Genomic DNA, 19097 nt, shown 5'->3' with positions numbered 1-19097 from the left:
TCAGCTTGGCGAGGCGCAGCTCGTCAACGGCTGGAGCGGCGGAAGCGGACGGCAGGCCGGCCGCCTCAACCGCAGCCTCCTCCGGCTCCAGCCACTCGGTTCGCCAGCTCAGGCGGCCATCGGGCTCCCGGGTTCCGACTCGGGTGAGGAAGCCATTGTCGCCCCACGCCAGATAGGTGTCGGGGTCCCCTTTGGCCGCTTGGGCCACTTCGATCGCTTGCTCGATCGCCGCCGTCAGGAATACGGCCTCCTCCGCCTTCTGCAACGGCCACGGGTAGAACCCGGGCTCATGCAGGCGAAATGAGGGCCACGCCTGCTTGCCGCGGAATTTCAACCCCAGCTCCTTGATCCTGGCTCGCTCCATAGGGTGAAGGTCCTCCCGGTCATCGAAGGACAGCATGAGGCAATGCTGGAGGTAGAACGGATCTTCCGTCAGCCTCCCGCTCATCATGTCCAGCAATGTCCGAAGTCCGGCAGAGCCGAGATAGACGGCCAGCCCGAACATTTCTCCCGCGCGGCCCAGCACCGAACAATACCCGACAAGCGGATAGTCCGGATGTTTGACGCCGAAGAGGTGGATGTCCCTCATCCATTTCCAGCTTGCGGCCTGTTTGAATTCCGTTGCCGCGTTATACAAGTCGCTCCATTGAGCAGTCGTTGGTTGCACGTCGAATCTCCTTGATTAATAGGGTTTGACCCATTGTACCATATTCCACGACTATGGACACTGGCGTACGCAGGCTAGCCGTCCTTCGACCCTACTTCTCCGCGGACTCCAGACGATCGAACTTGTACGTCCAGATGATCGTCTCCCCGCGCTCATTCGTCGATGTACGGCCGCCGCTGATCGTCTTCGGGAACGGGCGGTCCGCCTCCATCGTCAGTTCCAGCGGGATCAGCACAGGCGAATAGGGATGTGTGTCTCTCTCTTCCCGCTGATAGCTCGCGTAAGACGGCTTCCCTCCGTTCATGCAACCGTTCATCTGGGTATGGTACACGGTTCTGACGTCGTATTGGCCGGAGGTTCTACTCTGGAATATCGGTCTAAAGGCGAACGTATACCCCTTCGCATCGGATCCGGTTCGGGTCATCCGGCTGTTGATCGTGATATCCGAGCTGTGGCGGCCTGTGCCGTAGCTCGACTGCGTTTGAGTTAGCTTCCCGTTCGTGCAGTCGCCTCCGGTTTGATTGAACAGGTTGAATTGACCGGACAGCTTCATCATCCCCACGCCCCGAATCTCGAACTGCTGCCCATCGCCCAGGACGACCAATTCGGCTTCCATTCGCGCATGCGCCGTTACGCGGGTTTTCTTCTCTCCTCCAGGAAGGGTCTCTTTCTCATTCCGCTCCGAAGCCATCGAAATCCAGCCTTTGTACGCATAATCGCTCTTCGGCACATGGTAGGCGACCTGTGTGCGGACGTACGCCTCCGGAGTCACCATCTCCTGATACCAGCCGGCGAGCACGTCCAGCAGCGTATCCGTCAAGGCGAGCAGATCCATAATGCCGGACTTGGCTGCGCCTTCTCCGACCTTGTACGCGTTCAGGAACGTCCCGATGGCCGGCGGTGCCGAGGTTTCCACCTGTGCCCGGGCGACGACGGTGCCGGTTCGCTCCTCGCCGTCATGATCCTTCACCTGTTCCTTCGCCACATCGGCGATCAGCTTCGCTTCACCGGCAATGTCGCTCGTGCGGTTGACCTTCATCTGGAGTTGGCCTAGAAGCTCGAATTTGTTTTTGCTCTGCCCGATCGTTGCATGAGGTCCCCCGTCCTGAAACAGGTTCCATTCCACGCTCCACCTGTCCACATCGGCCGCCAGCTCTCCGGTGTCGGATGGGACGGGGAATCCGAACGTGGACAAGCAATCCTTGATCTTCTTGGCCAGAGGCGTGTTCGACCAACCATCCACATAAGCCTTGTACTTCGCTTCGTTCACGCCGACCTTCGCCAAGTAGGCAATCTCGCTGCCGGCCTCATTCGAAGCCGGCCGATGCAGCTCGCCCGGGGTCGCCTCGAGCGTGACGTCGACCGACCAATACAGCATCGCGAGCTTCAATAGTTTCAGCGCCATGCTGATGATCGGGAGGATGACGCCTGCGACGAGCTGGCTGAGCACTTCGACGCCTTTGCCCGTCAATTCGGCGACCAAGATGCCGATGGACTCGACGGTGAACTTGACGGCGCCTGCATCGCCCCCTTGCCGCGTCCCCCAATCGCCCAGCCAGCTCTTCAGGTTGGAGCAGACCGCCGTGTTCTCCTCCGCGTAGGCCTTCTCTCCGAGCAGCCGCTCCCATAAACCTGCCGTTCTCGACTCGGAGGGCAGCGCCTGGATGAAGGCACCCAGGAACATTTCAAACTCGATATGGGTCAGCCGATAGTCCGCCGGATCCCAGTCTTCCGCCGTCAGATCGACCGCGGGCACTTGCCGCTGCGCCATCGCTTGCAAGAAGAGCGGCACATAGGAGCCTTCGAGCTTCGGCTTCTCTTGCGCCGCGAGCACCCATTTGCGAATCGCGGACTGCATCGTCAGCGCCGGATCTCGGCCTTCGGCGAACGGGAACCCGGCCTGCTGGAACAGATCCGCCACCTCGTCCAGGCTCAAGTGGCCGCCCGACGCCTTCCGGCTCGCATCGGCGGTCAACAGCGTCAGCTCGGGCGGGATGACGAACAAAGTGCCGGGCTTCGGATCGGCATCGCCTTTGAGTACGGCGATGCCGGCTCCGGCGAGCGAGTCCCGAACCGCTTCCTGCTGCTCCTCCCAGCTCCCTTCCAGCAGCCGATCGACGGTCTTCTGCTGGGCTTCCCCGCCGTTCTTGCCGAAAGTAAGTAGGTTGGGCACCAGATCGATACGCGGAAAAATCGCATGAAGCGCCATGCCGCCTATAAGAACGGTAAGCAGCGTGATCGCAACGGTTTTCTTTCGCACAATCCGCCACAACCAGATGAAGAAATACTTTAAAATGAGCCAGATCGTAGACAGCACCAAATGATACATATAAATCCCGATCAGCTTGACGACCAGCCAGAGCCTCCTCGCCAGCTTTTCCTTCCATTCGGACATGACCCGTCTCCTCCCCTTTTTTTGGCTTTTGGCTACAGGTATCGTTTTCCAGTTCAAATCATACCAGTTCCTACACAACCCCGATCTGATCTGAAAGCCCTAAATTGGAAAGGCCAAAGGACGATTTTCGTTCCGCCGTTTAACGCGCTCCAAAAATATTCTGTATATCCCTCCCCCCGGCCCGAATAAACATGATAGTAAACCCTTTTCCCCGTACGGAGGTGCACCGCCCCATGAGACAAGATGAAATCCAGCAGTTGGAGCGCGCCATAGAAGAAATCACCGAGATCGCCCAAGGCTTCGGGCTGGACTTCTACCCGATGCGCTACGAGATCTGCCCGTCCGACATCATCTACACCTTCGGTGCCTACGGCATGCCGACGCGGTTCAGCCATTGGAGCTTCGGCAAGACGTTCCACCGGATGAAGACCCAGTACGACCTGGGACTCAGCAAAATCTACGAGCTTGTGATCAACTCCAACCCATGCTACGCCTTCCTGCTCGACGGCAACTCGCTTATCCAGAACAAGCTCATCGTCGCCCACGTGCTCGCGCACTGTGACTTCTTCAAGAACAACGCCCGGTTCTCCCGTACGAACCGCAACATGGTCGAGAGCATGTCCGCGACGGCGGAACGGGTGAGGCAATACGAGCTGGAGCACGGCCCCGAAGCGATCGAGACGTTCCTCGATTCGGTGCTGGCGATTCAAGAGCATATCGATCCCAGCCTGATCATGTCGACCCCCCGTGCCCAGTTGGGCTCGCGCGGCAAACAGGACCGGACCGGAACCGAGAAGGCCGCGGCCAAGCGCATGTCCGGATACGAGGACATCTGGGGATTGGATGAGAGCTTCCGTTCCGAGGAGAAGGAGCAGGAGAAGGCACGGGAGTCCGCCGCCCGCCGCTTCCCGCCCAAGCCGGAGAAGGACCTGCTGTATTTCCTGGAGCAGCATTCCCCGATTCTCGAGGAATGGCAGCGGGATATTCTGACGATGCTGCGCGACGAGATGCTGTACTTCTGGCCGCAGCTAGAGACGAAGATCATGAACGAGGGCTGGGCCTCGTATTGGCATCAGCGCATCGTCCGCGAGCTCGACCTGACCCCGGACGAGACGGTGGAGTACGCCAAGCTCAACTCCGGCGTCGTCCAGCCTTCCCGCCACAGCCTGAATCCGTACTACCTGGGGCTGAAAATTTTCGAAGATATCGAGAAGCGCTGGGACCGCGACAAAATGTTCGAGGTGCGTGAGCTCGACTCCGACACTTCGTTCGTACGCAACTACATGACGAAGGAGCTCGTCGAAGACCTGGATCTGTATGTGTTCGAGAAGAAGGGGCCGGAGTGGAAGATTACCGACAAAAGTTGGGAGAACATTCGGGACCAGCTCGTCTACTCCCGCGTGAACGGCGGATTCCCGGTGCTTCATGTGATGGACGGCAATCACGCCAACATCGGCGAGATGTATCTGAAGCACGCTTTCGAGGGTGTGGAGATGGACTTGAAGTACTTGGAGAAGACGCTGCCGTTCGTGCAAAAGCTGTGGGGCAAAACCGTTCATCTGGAAACGGTGGTCGAAGACAAAAGCGTGCTGTTCACGTATGACGGAAAGAAGCATTCGCGCAAGTTTTTATAAGCGATTTACAAGGCAGAACCTCTGGAGCCGCGTCCGGAGGTTTTTTGTTGTGTCGGCTACACTTCGTCTTCTTGAGAATAACTAGAATAAAAAAAGCCCAATTGCCCCACATTTAGGATAGCGGCTTTTTGACAACTAGAAGGAGGCGGCAGATCTCATGTTCCAATGGCTCAAGCATATGATCGGCCGACGGCTCCAATCGAGCGGATCCGAGACCGGTGCGGCCGACGTCAAACCCGAACGACCTACGCTGAAGCACATCATCGAGGAGTTCGAGAAATGCGCGGACTTGTGCCACCGCTCCTACCCGGAAATCGAGGTCGACCTCGTCTATTTCCCGCACCTGGCAGGAGCCGACGACTTCGACCGTGAAGTAGTTCAACCCCTCTCCAATGTGAGTAAAGACGAAGTCAAGGCGCTATTGGCCCGCTCCGAATACATAGAGTCCACCGACAAAAAAGCCGTAGTCAAAGCCATCTTGGAAGGCTGGTGCGCCGTCTTCCATGGGCGAAGCACTTATGTGGTCAATGTCTACAATCCCGAGACGCGGGCGGTGGAGCAATCGGAGACCGAGACGATTATCGTGGGGCCTCACGATGCGTTCGTGGAATCGCTTAGCGTCAATTTATCGCTCATCCGCCGACGGCTCAAGAGCTCACAACTGAAAATCGAGCGTCTCTCCGTTGGCGAAGTCGCCAAGACGGACGTCTGCATCTGCTATATCGACGGCATCGCCAATCAAGACTATGTCGAGGATATGATCGAGCGTATCAAGAACATCGAAGTCGACGCCATCCATGACGGGAACATGCTGATCCAGCATATCGACGACTCCCCGAATTCGCTGTTCCCGCTGTTCATGACGAGCGAGCGCGTCGACGCCGCGGTCTCCAAATTAGTGGCGGGCCGCATCATCGGCGTAATGGACCACAGCCCTTCCGTCATCAGCGCGCCGTCGGCGTTCTTCGATTTCTTCTCATCGCCCGACGATTATTATCAGCGTTGGCCGCTGGCCACCGCGGTCCGGCTGCTCAGGTTGGTCTCCTTCGTCATTACGATTCTGATGACTTCGCTTTATGTGTCGATCACCACGTACCATTACGAGATGATTCCGGAAGCTCTGCTCACTACGCTGACCGAATCCCGCAGTCGGGTCCCGTTCCCGCCGGTCTACGAAGCGCTACTGATGGAGACCACGGTCGAGCTGCTCCGGGAGGCCGGAGCCCGCCTGCCGACCAAGATCGGGCAGACGATCGGTATCGTCGGCGGTATCGTCATCGGACAAGCTTCCGTGCAAGCAGGCTTTACGAGCAATGTGCTCATTATCTCCGTAGCTCTGTCCGCCATCGCCTCCTTCGTCATCCCTAGCTACGTAATGAGCGCATCCATTCGATTGGTACGGTTCGGATTGATTCTCCTGGCCGGATTGTGGGGAAACTTCGGACTAATTCTGGGCTTGACGCTGTTCGTCATCCATTTGTCCGGTTTGAAGAGCTTGAAAGGCGCCTATCTTCGGCCGATCGCCCCGTTCCGGTTCACCGATTGGAAGGACGTGTTCGTGCGGGGCCCGTTTTATCTGTTCAAACAGCGTCCTTCCATTGCCAGATCGCCGAATCCTACCCGGAATCGGATGAGGAAGTAATGAATACCACCATTCGCTACAGGAGGTGTCCGACCGGTGAAAGAAAATATAGAGCCCTTTCATCTGGCTATTCTCGTTCATATGACGCAAACCGGCGTTGTCATCCTCAGCCTCCCGGAGCAGCTTGCCCGCTATTTCGGATATAACGGGTGGATCATCTTGTTCCTGGTCTCCCTCGTCGCCGTCCTGAATATGGGATTGATCGCCCTGGTCTACCGGTACGGCGGCCGGCGGAGCATCTTCGACATCATGGAGCAGTCAATCTCCAAGTGGCTGCTCGCTCCGCTATACATCGCCTTGGCCGCCGTGTGGTCGCTCGCAGGAGTAATGGTTGCGAAGCAATACGTGTTAATCTTTCAGATGATGGCCTTTCCTACAACGCATCCGATGCTCCTTATGTTCCTGATCGAGCTGCTGACGTTTTTGCTGCTGATCAAAGGCATTTTCAGCATTACCAGAGCGGCGACTGTCTTTTTCTGGCTTTTCTTCTGGATGGTGTTTCTCTTAATGTTTTATTACAAAGATTTTAACTGGAGCCGGCTGACGCCCTTCTTGCTGCATGGGGAAGGCCCATATGTAAAAGGATTCCTGAATGTCTACAATTCGTTCATCGGCTATGAGCTCTCCCTGCTCCTTTTGCCCTTCGTCAGTACGCGACCGATCTTTACACCCATGTTTATGGGAAACCTGCTTACGACGATCTCCTATGTGTCCATATGCTTTTTCTGTTTCGGCTTCTTCAGCCTCGATTATTTGAAGAAGTCGTTCTATCCTACGCTGGGTTTGCTCGCCTATGTCCGATTTCCGTTCGTGGAGAGGCTGGAGAACCTCCTCTACGGTATTTTTCTCTTCACCGTCATCATCACGATCGTGATGTACACTTGGGCATCGCAGCAAGCGCTGGAGCGTCTCGTGCCAAGGGTGCCGTCCAAATGGCTCAGCTTCATAATCATACTGGTCGTGTACGGGGTGGCGTGGATTCCGAAAGTGATGAGCGAGGTACAGCTCTGGCTGCGGACAATTGGCTATATCGAGACGGGTGTGGCATTCGGACTCCCCTTGCTGCTGCTCGTGTTCCTGCTCTTCCAGCGAGGGAATCGGGTGAGCGAGAATGCATAGATACGGAAGGGTGCTAGGCTTATACGTAGGCATCGCCTTATGTCTTGTCGGCTGTACCGATCAGCGGATTCTGGAAGATCTGGGCTTCGTGCATACCGTGAGCTATGATATAGCTCCGGAGGAAGGGGGAGAGAAGAACGACGATCGTATGCTCATCGGCGCTTCGATGCCGAAGTCTACGCATGAGAAAAAGCTTACGAGAGAAACGCTGACGACGATCGCCAGCACGAGCAAGGAAGCCCGGATCAAGATGGGGAAGCAAACGGAGCTCGCCATCGTCAGCGGTCAGCTGAGAGGCGCCCTGTTCGGAACCGAGTTGGCCCGCAAAGGCATCATGAATGTCATTGAATCGCTCATGCGCGACTCGGCTACTTCCAATAGGCTCAAGCTTAGCGTGGTGAACGGAGTAGCCACCGACCTGCTGCTGAAGGGCTACGCGCAGCATCCGAGGACTGCGGTCTACATCGACCGTCTGCTGGAGAAGGAGGGGAAGCGCCAAACCATCCCGCAGGCGAGCTTGCACAGATTCGTCCGGGATTTGATGGAAGAGGGCATCGAGCCCGTCGCTCCCTTGCTCAAGCAAGGCGAGAAAGATGTGCTCCTGGACGGAGTCGCCCTGTTCCGGGGAGACAAGTATGTCCAACGGATTCCGCCGGAGGACTCCATCTTCTTCTCTCTCTTGCGAGGCCATTTCAAGCAAGGCGATCTGGCGCTGCAAGTCGAGCACGAGGGGCTCGGCGGACACAATGAGGTTACGATGACATCTCTGGTCAATAAGCGCCATATACGTGTCGCCCGATCCGCCGAAAATCGGTTGACAGTCACGTTCGAAATCGTAATTAAAGGGTCGCTGCTCGAGTATAACGCCGTAATCGATCTGAGCGACACCAAATCCCGAAAAGAGCTGGAAGCTGCATTTGAGAAAGCCATCACGAAAAAGGCCGAGCAGATGGTCGCCTTCTTGCAGGAAAATCGGGTCGACAGCCTGGGAATCGGGGTCGCGGTCCGTAACTCTTCCACTTATTCCGCCTGGAAGTCGCTCGACTGGGAATCGGTCTACCCCCAGACCGACATCCGGTTCGAAATAAAAGTCGATATCAACAACGCCGGCATGTTCAAATAAGGGGTGGCATCTCGCTGGCCTCATTGATCGGCTACGAGATGAATCTGCTCCTGACGAGGGTATTGCTGGAATGCATTCACATATCGGACCGACCACGTATCCGAATATTCATCGTACGCCACATCCTTGACCACGAAGAGGAGCCGCTCCTCTGTCTCACCGGCTTGGACAATCGCTTGGCGTACGACTTGCTCCTCCGAGAGGTCAGCCTGCTTGGGTTTCTGGACCGGCATGAACGAAAGCTTGTCGTTCAGTGCTTGAGCCGGATACGAAGTTTCGACTACTCCTTGAAACGACACTTGAACGGCTTGCCCGACGCGCAAGCCTTTGGGAACGTTGCCCACCCAGACGGCCTCGTAAAATTCCTTGTTCTGGGCGTGTATGTCTTTCGCAGAGGTGCTCACGATCAACACCCGCTCGCCATCGATCTTCGTGATGTAGCCTTCAATCGAGAAGGTACCCAATTCCGAAGGGGTTCTATAGGGAACGACGAGCGGTTGCTTTATCGAGATGTAGCGATACGCCTCATCGTAATTTACCGAGGCGCCCATGCTCTCGGCTACGAATCGAACCGGGACGTAGGCGTGCCCGTTGTAGTTCAATGTGGCATATTCGCTATCAGGCTCATGCGGCTGACTGTTGAAAAAATATTGCACGGGAAATAAAGTCGCTTGAATCGCTTCGTTAGCGTAAACGGCGGTACTGGTCGCTATCACGATCCCGCATACCAGACCAAGCCAAAACTTTTTCACGGGCGATCCTCTCCTCCACCATTGGTTGATGTGCTAAAACATAAACACCAAATGATGGATAAAGGTTGCTAATTAATCGGTCGCGCCAGCAGCTCCTTGACGATAAATTCAAACTGCTGCGGTCCCACCGCCCGGTTGTAGAGCCCCAAGAACGCACGAGTCGCAGCCGGACTCGAGGCCAGGAGGCGATTCAGCCCCATTTGCTCCGGGGTGAACGGGACATTCTTCGTATACTGGCAGGCCAGATGGAAGTGGAAGCTCATTTTCGCCTCCATCAAGCTCTGGAACTCCTGCGCCATCGTCCCCCACGCCTCGTCCCAGTTCGAGTGGCGGGAGAGGACCTCGGTGAGAATGCGAGCCCCATACAGCGCCTCCTGCATCCCTTGCCCGACCGCGGGGTCTTTGAATGAGAAGGCATCGCCTACGAGCGCCCAACCGGGCCCCATTCCCTCGTACCAGTCGTTGTCGTAGCCGAGCAGCCCTCGGACCGGACCGACGAGTGTGGTCCCTCGCATCCGATCCCGTACGGGGGCATTCGCGAAGTCGCGTTCGATCACATCCCGCATCGCCTGCTCGGGACCTGTCTTGAACCGGTCCATCCATTCCTCGCTGTCGAGCGGGAACATGACGCCCACTACGTACAAGTTGTCGCTCGTAGGGAAGACGATCCCGATTTTATCCCGGATTTTATACAGCTCCACATGAAGGTCGCCGTCTTGCCGGTAACCGGCATAGTAGCCGACATAGGAAGCATAGTCCGTGGGCACGGCCATCCGGCACGGACTGTTCACCAGGCCCCGCACTGTGGAGTTGCGTCCGTCCGCACCCACGACAAGCTTGGCGCGAAATTGCTGCCGCGCCCCGTCGCGGCTGACGCCCGTTACCCCGGTGACGGCATCCCCTTCCCGGATCACATCCGTGATGCGGAACCCGGTCACCGAAGTCACCCGCGCCTGAGAGGAGGCATGCCGGAACAAGATGTCGTCCAGATGCGTGCGCCGAATGCACAAGCATTCCGTCTCTCCGTCGACCTCCGGGAATTCCCCGTCGAGGACGACATCCTCGAATTGAATGACCGCTCGCTTGTAGGTGGGCGTACCGGTATCGAGCAGCTTTTGCAGCACCCCCATGTCCCTCAGCATCGCCAAGGAATTGCCATAAAAATTATGGGTCGACAACGTATCGCTCGGGAATGTGCTCTTATCCAGCAGCAGCACCTCATAGCCCGCTCGCGAGAGCTCGTAGGCCAGCGACGAGCCTGCGACGCGCGCTCCGACAACAATGACGTCATACCGGTGATTCATTTCGACGTCTCCCCTTTCTTCATTCAGCATGTCAAGCCTTCTGCAGCGGATTTACAAACCCATTGTAAAAGAAGCCTCACACGGAATGAAGTTACAGAGTGTCACCGATTGTGTCATCGCAGGCTTAAAATCGGGACCTCCGGGCCACGTCCTTCAGCCTATTTTTTGCGCGACCGCTTACTCTTATATATTGTTGCGCAGCACCGCCGCTTCATCGGCGGCGATCGTCAGCGCGCTCGCTGCGAGCACGTCGAGGTGAGTCAGCGCACCCGGTTCGCCCGCGACCCGACGGAGGAAATCCGCCGTCAGCGTCAGAGGAGGCGGCGTCAGCTCGACGCGCTCGAGCGGCTGCGAGTCGGTCACCCGCAGCAGGAGCTCGTCGGCGTCGGATACCGAAGGGTCGCCGCACAGCCGCAGCTCCGCGAAGCCGGCCGTGCCGTTCACGAACAGGCGGCAGTCGCCCCACGTCCAGCTTCGGTCCGGCGTATGCCAATCCGCATACAGCTGGCCGATGACGCCGCCTTCGGTCACGACCTGCGCGGAAGCTGCATCCCAGAACTCCGGATACTCCGGGAGCTCGTTCTTGGTCATGACGGCCTGCACAGACGCGGCCGATTGGCCGGTCAGCCAGAGCAGCAGGTCGAAATCGTGGATGAGCAGGTCCACGATAATCCCGCCGCTCTGACGCTTCGAGAAATGCCATGCCCCTCGCGATGCAGGATTCAGCCGATGCGGTTTGCGCATCGTGATGCTCACAAGGCGGCCGAGCTCGCCCGCGTCGATCGCTTGCTTGAGCGTATGTACCGCCGGGCGGAACCGCTCGGTCAAGAGCATGCCGATCTGGATGCGGCCGCGACCGATAACCGCCTCGAGCCGCTCTAAGCCATCCCGGTCGGTGACCGCCGGCTTGTCGACCATGATATGCTTGCCGTGGAGCTCGCACCATTCGATGACGGCGATCTTCTCATTGTGGATGGCCGCCGAACCGATTACGGTGACAGCCGGATCGAGGAAGACGTCCCTGGACTCAACGCGCGGGATGTTGTACTTGGCCGCCAGCTGATCCGCCAGCCTCCCGTCATCCGCTTCATAGATGCCGGCGCACGTATGCCCCAGCGTTTGCATCTCTTCGATAAACATCGCAATGTGCCCATGCCGGCAGCCGATAATGCCGTAACGGATTCCCATCTCTTGTCCTCTCCCTTGTCCCGATTGGATTTAAGCAGCTATTGCATCTGCAGCGTGTCCACCTTATCATAGCACAGGAAAACTCCGAACCCATGAACATTTTGTCCAGAACATCGTCCCCATGCAGGCGTTTAGTCTTGCCTCCGGGCTTGGACTTCGGTTATTGTAAACCTATTGTAAATTTGTAAAGTGTAAAAGTGCTAGAGAGAGAGGAATCATTCCCATCATGAGAGCCAAAAAACTGTTCATCCCGCTCCTGTTCGCCCTAACCGCGGCCCTGATCTTCGCCATCTCCCGCGTGGAGAACTGGGGCGTGGCGAGTCTCGTCCTGCTAGCAGGCGCCCTGTTCGGGACGCGGAAGGACGCCAAGCCGATCTCCTGGGGGCAATTCATGCCGCTCGGACTCGTCGTGCTGTTCCTGTTCTACGTCATCTACCAATACGCGAATCCGATGTGGCATCGGGTCGTCGGGTTTCAGACAGAGAGCGTGCATCATATTTTCAAATGGAACGAGTGGTTCAATTCGATTCCCCTGAACGACGCGAGCTTCATGCGCGTGTGGCAGCCGAGGTGGCTGACCGTCTACTTCCAATGGGTGTATGCGTTCGGCTTTGCGCTCACATACTGGATGTGCGTCATCCGGGCGTTCTTCACGAAGGACGTGCATAAGTTCGCCCGTTACTCGCTCGCCGGCTACTTGCTTCAAGTGCCGCTCATCCTGATCTTTTACAACACGATTCTGCTGCAGGAGGTTTGGTACGTGCAGGGGACACCCGATTTGCTGGAGCGTGCGCTTACCCCGGAGCAGCAATACGCGACTGCGCTGAACTGCTTCCCGAGCATGCACACGTCGATCGCCTTCTCCGCCATCTTGCTCGCGATGCGGGAGAAGAGCCGCTGGTACCGCTGGGTGATCGGGGTGTTCGGGGTATCGATCATGATTTCTACATTATATTTGAAAATTCACTGGGTCATCGATATGTTCGCCGGAATGGCGTTCGCTTACGGGTGTGTGAAGCTGTCGGACTGGATCGTCGGTTCGCGGGGCTTCTCCGCATTCGCCGGGGCGTTCGAGCGGCTCGGAACCAGGCTCCACGCCCGGATGCATCGAGGCGACGAGGCGGCGCTGCCGGCTCGTCCGGCGGAGGTGCAGCCGCACAATCCGAGTATGCCCGGCTAGTCTCCGCTATGGGCCTAAAGGAAGGGGAAGGGTCGTTGTTGATTTGATTTGCAAGCCCGAGTCGGTTATGATGAGTTCAAAAATAGAGGAGTCAGGAATAGCCCCATGGAACACAAGAAATTGCCCGTTGTGAGCATCGTCGTGCCTTGCTACAACGAAGAAGAAGTGCTTCCCGAGACAGTCATCCGCCTGACGGCGATACTCGAACGGGTCATTGCCGAGCGGCTCGCCGCCCCGTCCAGCTTCGTGCTGTTCGTCGACGACGGCAGCCGGGACCGCACTTGGGAGCTGATCGAGAGCTATCACCGCACGCATCCCCATATCTCCGGGCTGAAGCTCGCCCGCAATGCAGGCCATCAGAGTGCGCTGCTCGCCGGCTTGCAATCCGTAACTACCCGCTCCGATTGCGCCATCTCGATCGATGCCGACCTGCAGGACGACCCGAACGTCATTCGCGAATTTCTCGTGAAATTCCAAGAAGGCTACGAGGTCATATACGGGGTGCGGGACAGCCGGGAGACCGATACGTTCTTCAAGCGGTTCACCGCGCAAGCGTTCTATAAAATGATGAAGAGCATGGGTGTCAAAATCACATATAACCATGCCGATTACCGCCTGATGAGCCGCAGGGCACTGGAGCAGCTGCACCGGTTCAAGGAAGTGAACGTGTTCCTGCGCGGCATCGTGCCGATGGTCGGCTTCCGCTCGACGAACGTCTACTATGACCGGCACGAACGGTTCGCCGGCGAGTCGAAGTACCCGCTCAAGAAAATGCTCGCATTCGCCTGGGATGGCATCACCTCTCTCAGCGTAACGCCGATTCGTCTCGTAACAAGCGCCGGATTCCTGCTGTTCCTCGTGAGCGTGATCGCCGGCTTGTACGCGATCGTACAGAAGCTCATCGGCAATACGATCGCAGGCTGGACGTCGCTTATGGTGTCCGTCTGGTTCATCGGCGGCGTGCAGCTCATCAGCCTCGGGCTGATTGGCGAGTACATCGGCAAGATCTACAAAGAAGTGAAACACCGCCCGCTATTCATCGTGGAGAAAGAGCTGACGCCGCTCGTCTCTGCAGGGACGAAAGGACCGGCTCCCGCTCCGCAGGAGCTTCAGCCCCAAGGATAGCGGATGGCAGCTACCTTGCAGCGGTTGTGGCAGCATTCGTTCGTTCGCTTCCTGCTTGTCGGCGTCTTGAATACATTGATCGGGCTGTCGGCGACGTATTTGCTGCTTAACGGGCTTGACTTGCATTATTGGATCGCGACGTTCCTCGGCAATTGCATCGGCGCATGCGTGAGTTACGTATTGAATCGCACATTCACGTTCCAATCCCAGACTAGCGTCGGCCGCAGCGCCTGGAGGTTCGTGGCCGTCATTCTCGTCTGCTACGGATTGTCCTACGCAGCCGGGCTCGTGCTGAGCGATTGGCTGCTCGCCCTCGTCTCGGAGCAATATGCCGGCTGGGCGGACAACTTGGCCGTCCTGATCGGAGCAGGGCTGTACACGATTACGAACTACATCGGCCAGCGCTTCTTCGCCTTCCGCGAATCGCGTCCCTCCGTGGAGCCGCGGAAGGAGGAAGCTTCATGAGACTGCTGCACAGACTGCTGCGGAGCGTCGAATTCTGGACGCTGCTCGCGGCAGCCGGCCTGGTCATCGGGGTCACCGTTGTTCACCCCATCGTGGGAATCGCGGACAACGGCGATTTTCTGCGGGTATTCAGCACGGTGGGGATGGACTACGCACACCCCGATTTGAACTACGAGGACAAATATTTCCATTATTTCATCAAAGACTGGGCGTTCGCCGATCCGTTCCGCGGTGCGTACATTACGACCCAGACGCTCGTCGTGTTCGTCGCAACGTGGCTGAACCGGCTGCTGTACAGCAATCAATGGTTCGACATGCGCTTTATGGTGCTGGTGTATACCGCCCTCCTGATGACCGCTTTCTATTATTCGATCCGGTACAATAAAGCCAAGTCTCACGTCTTCGCGATTGCCATGGCGGTGCTGCTCGTCGCGGTGTTCGCGGACGGCGGGTATGTCGCCTACTTCAACTCGCTGTACGGCGAGCCGGTCTCGCTCGTGTTCCTGCTGTTGACTGCGGCGCTCGGCATCGCGCTTACTAAGCAGGACCGTCCGTCCAAGACGCTGCTTGCGTTCTACTTCGTCGTCTGTTTCTTTTTTGTGTTTTCCAAAATCCAAAATGCCCCGATGGGAATTTTGGCCGGCTTGATGGGGTTGCGGTTTTTGAGGTTTCGTTCCGACGGAGGGTGGCGGAAGCTCGTCATCTGGGGGTCGCTGGTCCTCGCGCTCGGCTCCGTGGCGATGTACCTCCTAGCCCCGAAGCAGTTCAAGGAGATTAACATTTACCAGACCGTCTTCTACGGGGTGCTCAAGGATTCGACTACGGTGGAAGCGGATCTGAAGGCGCTCGGGCTCAGCCCGGAGCTGGCGGTGCTCGCCAATACGAACTTCTTCACGCCGAACACGCTGATTCCGCAGCGCGACCCGAAGCTGTACGAGCTGTTCTACAACCATATGAGCCATGGGAAAATCGTAAAATTCTACCTCACGCACCCAGGCCGGCTGTGGGACAAGCTCGAGGTCGCGGCGCGGGACGGCATGACGATCCGCCCGTACTACCTCGGCACGTACGAGCAATCGGAGGGGTATCCGTCCGGGGCCGTGAATACGAAGCTGAGCTATTGGAGCGAATTCAAGCACGACTACATGCCGAACCGGTTCTGGTTCGTGCTCCTCGTGTACGCCGCCTACTATGGCGTGCTCCTCTGGGAGTACGTCAGGGCGACGAGCCTGCGGCAGCGCGTCTTCGCCGAGCTGTTCGCGCTCATCGGCGCGATCGGCGCCATCGCCTTCCTCATCCCGATCATCGGCGACGGGGAAGCGGATTTGGCCAAGCATTTGTTCTTGTTCAACGTCACCTTCGATATGATGCTCGTGGCCGGTGTGCTGTGGATCGTAGCGAAGTTGACTGGCTTGCGGAAGTGAGAAAAGCTTCTGCGCTTTAAAACCTGACCGAACATCACCGGAGAGGTCCGGAACGTGATTCCTCTATTCTCACGGAAACCATAGAAATCAACCCTTTGTGGGAACGAGGTTCCCTTATTTCGGGACAAATGGGGCTGGATTCTTGCTTTTGAAAGGAATAGCGGAATATCGTTTCCCTTCACGACGAAATATTTGCGGTTTAGCCCGAATAGCGGAACGACGTTCTCCTGGTACCTCTTCGCCCAAAGCCACCCGAAATTGATACTTTCTAGTAAATTAAATAACCTCTGGGGCTTTTTTGAGGCCCAGAGGTTTTTTGTTTTTCGGAGCTCGGATTAAGGGCGTTTGACCGGACAGTAGATGTACATTACGCTCGACTCCTCTTGAGTCGCATCCATTCTCGTGTCCGGGCCGTACTCCTCCAGATAGTACTCGACATCATCGTACGCATAGCCACGCTCCTTTAGCCAGGCCGACGTGTAGCTGTAGGCGGCTTCCCGGTCATTGACCGCACCGCGGTAGACCGTTCGGGTGTAGAGCCTTTCCGGAATCCGGATGTGCACCATCCCGGGCGGCACGGCCGCGATCGGTTCGACCTCGACACAGACGTAGAAGTCCAGCTCGCCGGGATTCCCCTTGTAGTTCGGAGGCGAGATGCCGTACATCGTATCCGGCCGCTTCACATTGGGGATGCTGGAGAGTCGATCTCGAAGCGTGCCCATAGCGTCAATGGTACACGCATCCAGGTTCGACATGTTGTGGGTGAATCGGAGGCCTAGCCCCGTCCACTGCAGGTCCACGAGCTCGACATGGATTGGTGCATTCACTGCCCTGATCCCCCCGTTTTCGCGCGAATCGGGAAGTACAAGTCGATCTCGCTGTTCGGATCGTTCGGCTGCGTGTAACGCTGATCGTAAAACTCGAACTCGTACTTGCCTGTTCCGGTACCGCCGTCATACTCGTAAGGGCTGTTCGGGAGCCAATGCCCCCAGAAATGTCCGAATCCAGCACGGATCTCATCCAACGGACCCCGCAAGGTGAGCACGAGATAACGCGCCGCCGAGACTTCAATGCGGATGAGTCCGTCCGGGATGTCCCCCTCTTCATAGATTTGGACCGCCGCGATGTAACGGAACGGGGCTCCCGGCCGGTTATTCGGATCGTGGAGCATGAGCCCGAAGCTGCGCCAGCCGAGCTGGCCCGGAATGTCCGGCATGAGCTCTCTGAACCTGCGCCACAACCGGGCGATAGCGTTCTCGGATGGCGGCGTGTCGGAATCGGGATGGATGAGTTCTTCCATGCCTACGACTTGAAAAGCCGGTTTTTCTACGAATTTGGTCTCGAGGATCATCCTTGTTCCCTCTCTTCGTTTTATTTGCTCCGGGGTACGGCGATCGGGACCAGCTCGATCAGATTGACGCGATGGCCGTCCGGGTCGAACAAATCGAACATGAGATGATGATTCCACGGGGAGTCCCACGACTCGAGCTCCGTCACGCGACAGCCCTTGACCTGCAGCGCCTCGTGCAAATCCGGGATCTCGCTGCATTTGAAATTGAAGGCCGGCTGCTCGGACGTTAGGATTGGCCCCTTCACTTCCGCCAGGCTGAACAAGGCGGCATGCTCGGGATGCGGCTTGAAGAACAGCGTCGCGCCACGCCGCCCGTCCCCCCAGTCCTCGATACCGCGGCAGTGCAACCCCAGCATTTCCGTATAAAATTCGATCGAGCGTTCCAGATTCGTGACGGATACGAACACTCCGCCTAGCAGTTGAACCGGCATAGTAGCGCCTCCTTATGTGGTGGACCTGCCTCTATGTAACGAATGAACGCCCCGCAACCATACAGCCTCCGTAAATAAGTTGAGATCAGGCGGTCACCATCAGCAGGTTGCCGTCGGGATCCTTGAACGTAAAATACACCTTACCCCCCATCGAGCGGAGGCGCTGCAGCTGTGCTCCGCTCGCGGTCAGGCTCAAGTACGCTTCCTGCATCGCGACCGGCTCGCGGCGCCGGAAGGCGTCGAGCACCGCTTCGAAGAAGGCGGCGGAGCCGGGGCCGCTCAGCGCGGCTTGGCGCTCGGCCGCGCGGCTGCCGACGGCGCGGCCTGTGGCGCCGGCCGGGCGCCGGAGCGACTGCAGCCGGCTTCGGGCCCGCGAGAGCGCCACCTGCACCGCCACCTCGGTGCCGCCCAGCCACGCCGCCGTCTCCTTCGCCGTGAAGTCGAACACGTCCATCAGCAGCAGGATGACGAACGGCTTGGGCGACAGCCTCCAGGCGAGCTCCTCGAGGTGCTCGCGCACATCCATGTCGCCCGCTGCCCGGTCCGGCGCCGACTGTGAATGAGCCGCCTCGGCCCGCACGAGGCGTGCCCCCCGCTGGGATCGGCGCCAGCGGTCGATCCATAGGTTGCGCGCGGTCCGGCAGGCGTAGCGGAAGCCGGTCTCGCGCTCCGGCCGTTCGGCCGCGGCGTCCAGGAGGCGGACCATCGTGTCCTGCACGAGGTCCTCCGCGTCCCAGCGCGAGCCGGCCAGCTGTAGGCAATAGCGCAGGAGCGGCTGCCGCAGCGCTTCGAGCTCCTGAAGCCGCTCGCCGCCCGCAGGCTGGGAAGCCGGGGACGCCGCGAGACCCGGCGTCCGGGCGTGCTGCACACGTCCGGCCAGTTCTCTCGTCGCGTCAGGACATTTCGGTACCTGGTTCCCTAGACAGCTAGCCACTTGATTGGTTCGCGCACGTTCTTTCAGATTGCTCTTCTCATCAACGCGCCCCTGGATCCGGCCACGGGGACCGCCCCCCGTTTCGCCCGTCGGCACACGTTCCGCTGGATCGCCGCCCGCGTCCCTCATCTGTCTACATTCCCTAATCGTCATACTCGGTTTCCTCCGCCCTGTCGGACCGTGTTCGCATGGCGTTCTTATTCGCCGCCACCCGTCGATATCCTCCCGAGCTCGGAATTAACGGAAAAATTTTCCGCTAATCGTTAAAAAATCAATTTTCAATCGGGAATACGGCTCGGCCCCTTAATTTTGGAGTCATGTTGTGAATTACTCGGTTTGTCGTAGTATTCCTTTTTTTTGCAG

At 57.9% G+C, this 19097-nt stretch carries 17 protein-coding genes; 8 read left to right on the top strand and 9 right to left on the bottom strand.

Going from position 1 to position 19097, the window contains the following annotated elements:
• The coding region (locus tag ACI5FR_RS33515; protein ID WP_483875166.1) for a DUF7309 domain-containing protein at positions 1-667 on the bottom strand (667 nt) is incomplete at its 3' end.
• Between the two features lie 91 nt (positions 668-758).
• Positions 759-3062 (bottom strand): hypothetical protein, encoded by a 2304-nt coding sequence (locus ACI5FR_RS33510; protein WP_405462688.1) that lies wholly within the window; start codon positions 3060-3062, stop codon positions 759-761.
• Positions 3063-3295: 233 nt separating this feature from the next.
• On the opposite strand from ACI5FR_RS33510, the gene ACI5FR_RS33505 reads away from it, so the two are divergent.
• From ACI5FR_RS33505 to ACI5FR_RS33490, 4 genes are all read left to right on the top strand, one after another.
• Complete coding sequence (locus ACI5FR_RS33505) at positions 3296-4696, top strand: SpoVR family protein (RefSeq protein ID WP_405462687.1); 1401 nt, start codon at positions 3296-3298, stop codon at positions 4694-4696.
• A gap of 157 nt (positions 4697-4853) precedes the next feature.
• Positions 4854-6338 carry a spore germination protein gene (locus ACI5FR_RS33500; protein ID WP_405462686.1) on the top strand — a complete coding sequence of 495 codons (1485 nt, stop codon included), beginning with the start codon at positions 4854-4856 and terminating at the stop codon, positions 6336-6338.
• A gap of 36 nt (positions 6339-6374) precedes the next feature.
• Complete coding sequence (locus tag ACI5FR_RS33495; RefSeq protein ID WP_405462684.1) at positions 6375-7457, top strand: GerAB/ArcD/ProY family transporter; 1083 nt, start codon at positions 6375-6377, stop codon at positions 7455-7457.
• Positions 7450-8580: a Ger(x)C family spore germination protein gene (locus tag ACI5FR_RS33490; RefSeq protein ID WP_405462683.1), complete on the top strand. Its 1131-nt coding sequence runs from the start codon at positions 7450-7452 to the stop codon at positions 8578-8580. Before ACI5FR_RS33495 ends, ACI5FR_RS33490 begins: the two co-directional genes overlap by 8 nt.
• A gap of 20 nt (positions 8581-8600) precedes the next feature.
• Here the strand turns inward: ACI5FR_RS33490 and ACI5FR_RS33485 are convergent, their stop codons facing one another.
• The 3 genes from ACI5FR_RS33485 to ACI5FR_RS33475 form a co-directional block, all read right to left on the bottom strand.
• Entirely contained in the window at positions 8601-9332 is a 732-nt protein-coding gene (locus ACI5FR_RS33485) for a DUF3221 domain-containing protein (RefSeq protein ID WP_405462682.1), read from the bottom strand.
• 68 nt (positions 9333-9400) lie between these two features.
• Positions 9401-10636, bottom strand: a complete 1236-nt coding sequence (locus ACI5FR_RS33480) for an NAD(P)/FAD-dependent oxidoreductase (protein ID WP_405462680.1) — start codon at positions 10634-10636, stop codon at positions 9401-9403.
• Between the two features lie 183 nt (positions 10637-10819).
• Positions 10820-11824 carry a Gfo/Idh/MocA family protein gene (locus ACI5FR_RS33475; protein WP_405462678.1) on the bottom strand — a complete coding sequence of 335 codons (1005 nt, stop codon included), beginning with the start codon at positions 11822-11824 and terminating at the stop codon, positions 10820-10822.
• 226 nt (positions 11825-12050) lie between these two features.
• Here ACI5FR_RS33475 and ACI5FR_RS33470 point away from each other — a divergent pair, with 226 nt between their 5' ends.
• From ACI5FR_RS33470 to wsfD, 4 genes are all read left to right on the top strand, one after another.
• Entirely contained in the window at positions 12051-13004 is a 954-nt protein-coding gene (locus ACI5FR_RS33470; RefSeq protein WP_405462677.1) for a phosphatase PAP2 family protein, read from the top strand.
• Between the two features lie 105 nt (positions 13005-13109).
• Entirely contained in the window at positions 13110-14129 is a 1020-nt protein-coding gene (locus ACI5FR_RS33465; RefSeq protein WP_405462675.1) for a glycosyltransferase family 2 protein, read from the top strand.
• Between the two features lie 3 nt (positions 14130-14132).
• Entirely contained in the window at positions 14133-14594 is a 462-nt protein-coding gene (locus tag ACI5FR_RS33460) for a GtrA family protein (RefSeq protein ID WP_405462673.1), read from the top strand.
• On the top strand, positions 14591-16018 hold the full coding sequence (gene wsfD, locus ACI5FR_RS33455) for a glycan biosynthesis hexose transferase WsfD (RefSeq protein ID WP_405462672.1): 1428 nt from the start codon (positions 14591-14593) through the stop codon (positions 16016-16018). The genes ACI5FR_RS33460 and wsfD overlap by 4 nt, the downstream gene beginning before the upstream one ends.
• Before the next feature lie 335 nt (positions 16019-16353).
• Here wsfD and ACI5FR_RS33450 read toward each other — a convergent pair whose 3' ends face one another.
• The 4 genes from ACI5FR_RS33450 to ACI5FR_RS33435 all read right to left on the bottom strand — a co-directional run bounded on the left by ACI5FR_RS33450 (position 16354) and on the right by ACI5FR_RS33435 (position 18887).
• Positions 16354-16845 (bottom strand): GyrI-like domain-containing protein, encoded by a 492-nt coding sequence (locus ACI5FR_RS33450; protein WP_405462670.1) that lies wholly within the window; start codon positions 16843-16845, stop codon positions 16354-16356.
• A complete protein-coding gene (locus ACI5FR_RS33445) occupies positions 16842-17369 on the bottom strand; it encodes a GyrI-like domain-containing protein (protein ID WP_405462668.1) in 528 nt (175 codons plus the stop codon). Before ACI5FR_RS33445 ends, ACI5FR_RS33450 begins: the two co-directional genes overlap by 4 nt.
• A gap of 20 nt (positions 17370-17389) precedes the next feature.
• On the bottom strand, positions 17390-17800 hold the full coding sequence (locus ACI5FR_RS33440; RefSeq protein WP_405462666.1) for a VOC family protein: 411 nt from the start codon (positions 17798-17800) through the stop codon (positions 17390-17392).
• 85 nt (positions 17801-17885) lie between these two features.
• Entirely contained in the window at positions 17886-18887 is a 1002-nt protein-coding gene (locus ACI5FR_RS33435) for an RNA polymerase sigma factor (protein ID WP_405462665.1), read from the bottom strand.
• Positions 18888-19097: the final 210 nt, after the last annotated feature.

The sequence above is a fragment of the Paenibacillus sp. HJGM_3 genome (genome assembly GCF_045062745.1).
Taxonomy (GTDB): Bacteria; Bacillota; Bacilli; order Paenibacillales; family NBRC-103111; genus Paenibacillus_AA.
This window is presented reverse-complemented; position numbering and strand designations above follow the sequence as displayed.

Excerpts from the sequence above, each read along its gene's own strand:
- ACI5FR_RS33510 (WP_405462688.1), bottom strand. The coding sequence starts at position 3,062 with ATGTCCGAATGGAAGGAAAAGCTGGCGAGGAGGCTCTGGCTGGTCGTC.
- ACI5FR_RS33505 (WP_405462687.1), top strand. The coding sequence starts at position 3,296 with ATGAGACAAGATGAAATCCAGCAGTTGGAGCGCGCCATAGAAGAAATC.
- ACI5FR_RS33500 (WP_405462686.1), top strand. The coding sequence starts at position 4,854 with ATGTTCCAATGGCTCAAGCATATGATCGGCCGACGGCTCCAATCGAGC.
- ACI5FR_RS33490 (WP_405462683.1), top strand. The coding sequence starts at position 7,450 with ATGCATAGATACGGAAGGGTGCTAGGCTTATACGTAGGCATCGCCTTA.
- ACI5FR_RS33480 (WP_405462680.1), bottom strand. The coding sequence starts at position 10,636 with ATGAATCACCGGTATGACGTCATTGTTGTCGGAGCGCGCGTCGCAGGC.
- ACI5FR_RS33475 (WP_405462678.1), bottom strand. The coding sequence starts at position 11,824 with ATGGGAATCCGTTACGGCATTATCGGCTGCCGGCATGGGCACATTGCG.
- ACI5FR_RS33470 (WP_405462677.1), top strand. The coding sequence starts at position 12,051 with ATGAGAGCCAAAAAACTGTTCATCCCGCTCCTGTTCGCCCTAACCGCG.
- ACI5FR_RS33465 (WP_405462675.1), top strand. The coding sequence starts at position 13,110 with ATGGAACACAAGAAATTGCCCGTTGTGAGCATCGTCGTGCCTTGCTAC.
- ACI5FR_RS33460 (WP_405462673.1), top strand. The coding sequence starts at position 14,133 with ATGGCAGCTACCTTGCAGCGGTTGTGGCAGCATTCGTTCGTTCGCTTC.
- wsfD (WP_405462672.1), top strand. The coding sequence starts at position 14,591 with ATGAGACTGCTGCACAGACTGCTGCGGAGCGTCGAATTCTGGACGCTG.
- ACI5FR_RS33445 (WP_405462668.1), bottom strand. The coding sequence starts at position 17,369 with ATGATCCTCGAGACCAAATTCGTAGAAAAACCGGCTTTTCAAGTCGTA.
- ACI5FR_RS33440 (WP_405462666.1), bottom strand. The coding sequence starts at position 17,800 with ATGCCGGTTCAACTGCTAGGCGGAGTGTTCGTATCCGTCACGAATCTG.
- ACI5FR_RS33435 (WP_405462665.1), bottom strand. The coding sequence starts at position 18,887 with ATGACGATTAGGGAATGTAGACAGATGAGGGACGCGGGCGGCGATCCA.